At 67.1% G+C, this 4812-nt stretch carries 5 protein-coding genes and 1 pseudogene; all 6 read right to left on the bottom strand.

Features of this window, described 5'->3' with window-relative positions; translation table 11 throughout:
- Positions 1 to 71: 71 nt before the first annotated feature.
- Positions 72 to 1031, bottom strand: a complete 960-nt coding sequence (locus ACLQ25_RS32355; protein WP_425734527.1) for a hypothetical protein — start codon at positions 1029 to 1031, stop codon at positions 72 to 74.
- Entirely contained in the window at positions 1028 to 1597 is a 570-nt protein-coding gene (locus ACLQ25_RS32350) for a DUF4254 domain-containing protein (protein WP_425734526.1), read from the bottom strand. The genes ACLQ25_RS32355 and ACLQ25_RS32350 overlap by 4 nt, the downstream gene beginning before the upstream one ends.
- A 138-nt stretch (positions 1598 to 1735) precedes the next feature.
- The gene (locus ACLQ25_RS32345) at positions 1736 to 2386 is read right to left on the bottom strand and encodes an N-acetyltransferase (protein ID WP_425734525.1); all 651 of its coding nucleotides are present in this window, start codon (positions 2384 to 2386) and stop codon (positions 1736 to 1738) included.
- A 23-nt stretch (positions 2387 to 2409) separates the two neighbouring features.
- On the bottom strand, positions 2410 to 3090 hold the full coding sequence (locus ACLQ25_RS32340; protein ID WP_425734524.1) for a GOLPH3/VPS74 family protein: 681 nt from the start codon (positions 3088 to 3090) through the stop codon (positions 2410 to 2412).
- Positions 3087 to 4106 carry an acetamidase/formamidase family protein gene (locus tag ACLQ25_RS32335; protein ID WP_425734523.1) on the bottom strand — a complete coding sequence of 340 codons (1020 nt, stop codon included), beginning with the start codon at positions 4104 to 4106 and terminating at the stop codon, positions 3087 to 3089. Before ACLQ25_RS32335 ends, ACLQ25_RS32340 begins: the two co-directional genes overlap by 4 nt.
- Before the next feature lie 5 nt (positions 4107 to 4111).
- A pseudogene (locus ACLQ25_RS32330) lies at positions 4112 to 4744 on the bottom strand (amino acid permease); the annotation flags it as partial.
- Positions 4745 to 4812 lie beyond the last annotated feature (68 nt).

The following is a 4812-nucleotide window of genomic DNA, read 5'->3' as shown; positions in this document are numbered from 1 at the left end:
AGGCTGCCCGACCATGCCTGGATCAACCAGCCAACCCAGCAGGAACAGACCGTCTCAGTTTGACTTGACAACTACCGTAGGACCTCGCAGCGCTCACCCCAAATCCTGCGAAGGTGTGCTGTGGCTTCGAGGCGGTGCGCGCTCTCCAGGCTCATCCGGTGGCTGCCTGGGTTCAGTGCGGCGAACCGCAGGATCTCCTCCGAGAGCATCTGCGCCTGGGTCACCTCGTCCCATTCGCGATACGGATCGGCCGCACCGCGCCGATCGGCGCCAAGCTGCATGAGATAGCCGATCTTCAGCCGAGTGGCTGCGTGCTCAGTGCGCAGCAGCTCACCGACCGTGCTCTTGCCGCTCTCGGACATACCAGCGAGCACCCATAGGTGTTCGATCCGGTCCGGCGGCAGCGGCACGACGGGCACGTCGAGTTGCGTCAGAGCCTCGCGGATTTCACGCTGCACATCAAGGAGTGGGCGGTCTCCGCGCACCACCCTGGCCTGGTATTCCCCGCCGTCGACTTGAAGATCGATCGCCTCCGCCAATCGCCACTGATACTCGGCGTAGCGCTCAGTGGCCGGTGCAGGGTCACGCGCCACGGCGTGGTGTGCCTCGGCCGCACGCTGGCTGCTGTGGCGCAGTAGCAGGTGCAGCTCGCGACGCGGCGTAGGGGCGTAACGACGTGCTTTGGCCTCGACTAGTGCGAGCGCCTCGGCGGTTGAAATGCCGTCCTTGACCACCGCCGTTGCCGCGCAGGTCGCTACAAGCATCGGCCAACCGCGGTCCTCCAACGCCAAGGGCCCACCACCGGCGCACCGCGCGGCGTGAGAGCTGAACACCAGGTCGATATGTTCGTCTGTGGTGCTGTCAACGAACCACCACTGACCGAAGTCCCGTTGCGACACCTCGGCCCATCGCCGGTCCCACCCATCGATTGTCCCGGTGAACTCGACGTCCGGCAGCGCCGACGCCAGCCACCGGGCGTTCGTGGTCTTGCCGACGTTGTCGGCGCCGTTAAGGGTGACGGCAATCCTCATCGAAGCTCCCGATAGCTTTTGAGAGTGCGCCAGCGAGGAACGCGGCGCCGGCCCTCGTGAATATCGAGCACGAGGACGTCGAAGGCTTCAGCGAGTTCGGTGAACTGTTGGAGGGCCAGCGAAGGATCGACTTCACGTGAGTCCGGCCCCCCGGTTTCAGAGAACCGCCTCCACCGAACCCATGCGATGGCCAACCGGTCGATCACCGAGCCGATCGTTTCCGTGTGCAGAGGTCCCCCATCGGGAGCTCGCACCACCTGCTCAACCCAGGAGTCGATGTCACCGATCAGATCAATGCGAGTGGCGTTAAGGCTGTCAATCAACCGTTTGGCGGCAGCCACAGCATGGTCATCAGCGGATGGATCACGAGAAACCGTCTCGGCCGTCCATTGTTCGCGATGCTGCGACGCGAGCCGGGAAGCCGCATGAAGGGGAACCGTCCACGCCTGTGGCCGAGTGCCCGCGCAACCGCCGAAGACGCTGGTAATCAGGTCTGAGCTGGGCAATGAAGGCGAACGATGGCGGTCATGCGCGTTGGGTAAATCCTGAGCGGAGTGGAGGGGCACGGCTGAGCCTCCTTGGGTCCTGGGACAGACTTCTCGTAAGGGCGGCCAGTTTCTTAGGGCTCAAATGAGAGGGCTAATGGTTCAGACGAACTTCGTGGGCCGAGCCGGGGGGCACCGGCGCGATTTCATAGCCGCGGGCTACGCGTGTTGGTCTTGCCGACGGTTGCCGACCGGCTGCGCGGAGTTGTCCGGCAGAGGCTCGGCGCATCGGGAGTTGCGGCGCATGGGGCACAGGCTCGGTCCGTCCGGCACCGCGACTGGCGGTCGGGGTGTGTACCCGTGGCGGGCGAGTAGGTGCTCCGCGCCTGCGGTAACGGCGGTCCAGGATGGCAGGTCGATGCGATCGAGGCGTGCACGGTGGTGGGCCAGCAGGGCGCTGCCGCGACCACCCCTCTGGTGGGCCGTCCTAACGGCGAGAAACGCTAGGTGGTAGTGCGGTTCGGTGGGCTGCTTCTGCCCGAGGGCGCCCTCCAGCGCTGTGAATCGGTCGCTATGCGCTCCAGCCGCGTCCAAGAGGCGGGCCGCGTAGCTGGCCGGTGGTGGGACCGGCCGGTAGCGGTGGAAGCCAACCGTGGCGGCTGCGAGGTCGTCGGTGAGGTGGACGTCGCCGAAGAACAGGGCGTGTTCCACCCAGATCACGGAGACGTCGGTCAGAACCTGACGGCGGGATTCCGGGTCAGGCACCAGCCAGGCGGCGAGCGGACTGGGGTGCAGAGCGTCGGCGATCAACGTGGCGACGGCCTGTCTGTCTGCCCAGCGGGCCGGACGGATGCGAACGCTCGGGTTCATAGTGTGGATATCCCCTCGGTCGTCTATCGATAAGTGGCTGTGGCGAGGTCACCGACCGCGGCATCCACGGCAGCGGTGATGTCGCGGACCGGGCGGTGGTGTTGGTCGGCGATGGTCTTCAGATGCGCGGTAAGCGCGACGGTGTCGTCGTCGAGGTAGAGGTGATCGGTGAGGCCAAGGACGGCGACGAGTCCGGCGAAGGCGGCGGTGTGGTTGTCGGGCCGCTCTTGGCCGCTGGCCAGGTATCGCAGTCGAGCGCGGGCCACAACCGCCCACTTGGTATGGGTCGGCAGGTAGACGTCTGCGCGGACCAGGCCACCGAGGCGACGGCGGGCGGTGTGCCGAAGGATGCCGGCGGCCACGAGGCCAGCTCGCGTGCGTGGATACAAGTCATCGGAGAACCCGCACAGCCATGCCTTGAGCAGTGGCGCGGCACGCGCAAAGCCAATGGAGGCCAGGGCGGTGTCGGCGATCAGGTCACCGACCGGCTGGTTGGTGTGCAGGCGCAGCCACCGGTCCCCGGCGGGGCGGGCGTCGTTCGCGTCGAGGGCAATCCGTCCGGCCAGGACCAGGTCGATCAGGACAGCGCCGGCGAGGCCGAGAGCGAGGGCAGTGCGGTGAATGTGAGGTTGTCCGGTGTCGTCGTTGTGGCCGAGCAGGAACAGCTCATCGCGCAGCGGCAGCCTGGGGACCGATACGCTCACCTGCTACCACCCGCCGCTACGGTCTGGCTGAGGCCGCGCAGCCGGGCGTGAGCATCGCGGTAGGCGGGTCGCGGCTGCGGGAGCAGCGCCTTGTCGATCGCGGCGAGGACCGTGTAGTTCGGATCGCAGACGTTGCCGATCGGTGCCCGCCCGGCCTGCGAGATGAGCTGGTAGGCGTCCAGGATCTGCAGCCCGCACAGGTCAACTGTCCAGGCGGTGAGATCCCGGTGGGCCATCCGGTAGGCGTCCTCCAGGGGTCGGGCGCACCCGACCGACATGATTGAGGTTTCCGTTTCCAGCCGCGGCCACGCGGCGTCGATGCCCTTGATGACCTCAATGGCGAGGGTGGTGCTGGTGGCGATCTCCACCGCGACGCCGATCGCTTCACCCTGACCTTGGCGGGCGTGCCCGTCGCCAAGTGCCAGCAGCGCGCCGTGGACGTTCACCCCCAGATACAAGGTGCTGCCGGCGCGTAGTTCCGGGGTGTCCAGGTTCCCGCCGTAATAGTCGGGGACGATCGTGGATCGGGACTCCATGGCACCTGGGGCGACGCCGATGGTGCCGATCATCGGGTCGAGGGGCAGGTCGACGGTGTGGTCGCTGGCGGTGGCCCGGTAGCGGACCACCCCCGCCGTCCGGTCGATGTCGTACATCCACACCCGCTCATCGAGAGGCGGCTGCAGGGTGGCGGTGTGCGAGGTCGACGTCAGCGCCCCGAAGTACGGGAACGTGGCCGATACACCCCAGTCGCGGGTGGGTTCGATCGACAGGATGTGTACGGCGAGGGTGTCGCCGGGTTCGGCGTCCTCGACGAAGAACGGCCCGGACACAGGGTTCAGGTACGGCATCTGACACACCTGGGAGGGCAGGTCCGCTGGCCCCCGCACGAGTCCGCCGAAGCAGTCCTCGGTGTGCACGGTGAAGACGTCGCCGGATCGGACGTGAGCCACCGGGATCCGGCCGCCGAAGGTGTAGGCCAACTCGTCGCGGGCGGGTCGGTAGGTGAATTGGCTCATCGTGGTCACACCCGCTCCATGTCACGCCCGACCGGCTGAGCCGGGGCCAGGCCGGACAGCACGGGCCTTCGGCCCGTCAGGTAGAGGCCAGCCAGGACGAGGATGCCGAGAGCCAGCCAGGCCAGGCCGAGGCGCTGCGCGGCGATGTTGGCATTGACCACGACGTAGGCGAGGATTGCGAACCCCACCCCGGGCATGACCAGATGCGCCCACCAATTCCCGCTGCGCCGACGGATCAGGTGGTGCACGACCACGGAGACGTGCAGGACGAGGAAGGCGACCATCGCCCCAAAGTTGATCAGCGATGACAGCAACGTGATCCCGTCCGCCCGAGTCGCCATGTAGAGGCCGAGGGCGAGGGAAACGACACCGGTGAGCAGGGTGGCGTTGATCGGCACGCTGCGGCGTACCGACACCTTCGCCAGGAACGCCGGGAGTTGCCGGTCGCGGGCCATCGCGTACAGCAGCCGTGACGTGGCGACCTGGGCGACCATCGAGTTCGGTAGTCCCCACGCGATCGCGGTCGCTACGGCGCACAGGGTTGCCAACCAGCCTCCACCGGCGACGACGGCGGCGTCGTAAAAGGCCGTGCCGTTCACGTCGCCCTCGGCCAGCAGCGCGTCGGGGTTCGGCACTAGATGATCGATTCCAAGGGGTCAGTGGTCGTAGGCGGTCAGGGATCGCATGACCGGTTGGCCGGTGTGCC

Source organism: Micromonospora sp. DT44 (genome assembly GCF_049841635.1).
GTDB lineage: Bacteria > Actinomycetota > Actinomycetes > Mycobacteriales > Micromonosporaceae > Micromonospora.
This window is presented reverse-complemented; position numbering and strand designations above follow the sequence as displayed.

Bases quoted from the DNA above. Each gene is read 5' to 3' on its own strand.
- ACLQ25_RS32355 (WP_425734527.1), bottom strand. From the start codon at position 1,031: ATGAGGATTGCCGTCACCCTTAACGGCGCCGACAACGTCGGCAAGACC.
- ACLQ25_RS32345 (WP_425734525.1), bottom strand. From the start codon at position 2,386: ATGAACCCGAGCGTTCGCATCCGTCCGGCCCGCTGGGCAGACAGACAG.
- ACLQ25_RS32335 (WP_425734523.1), bottom strand. From the start codon at position 4,106: ATGAGCCAATTCACCTACCGACCCGCCCGCGACGAGTTGGCCTACACC.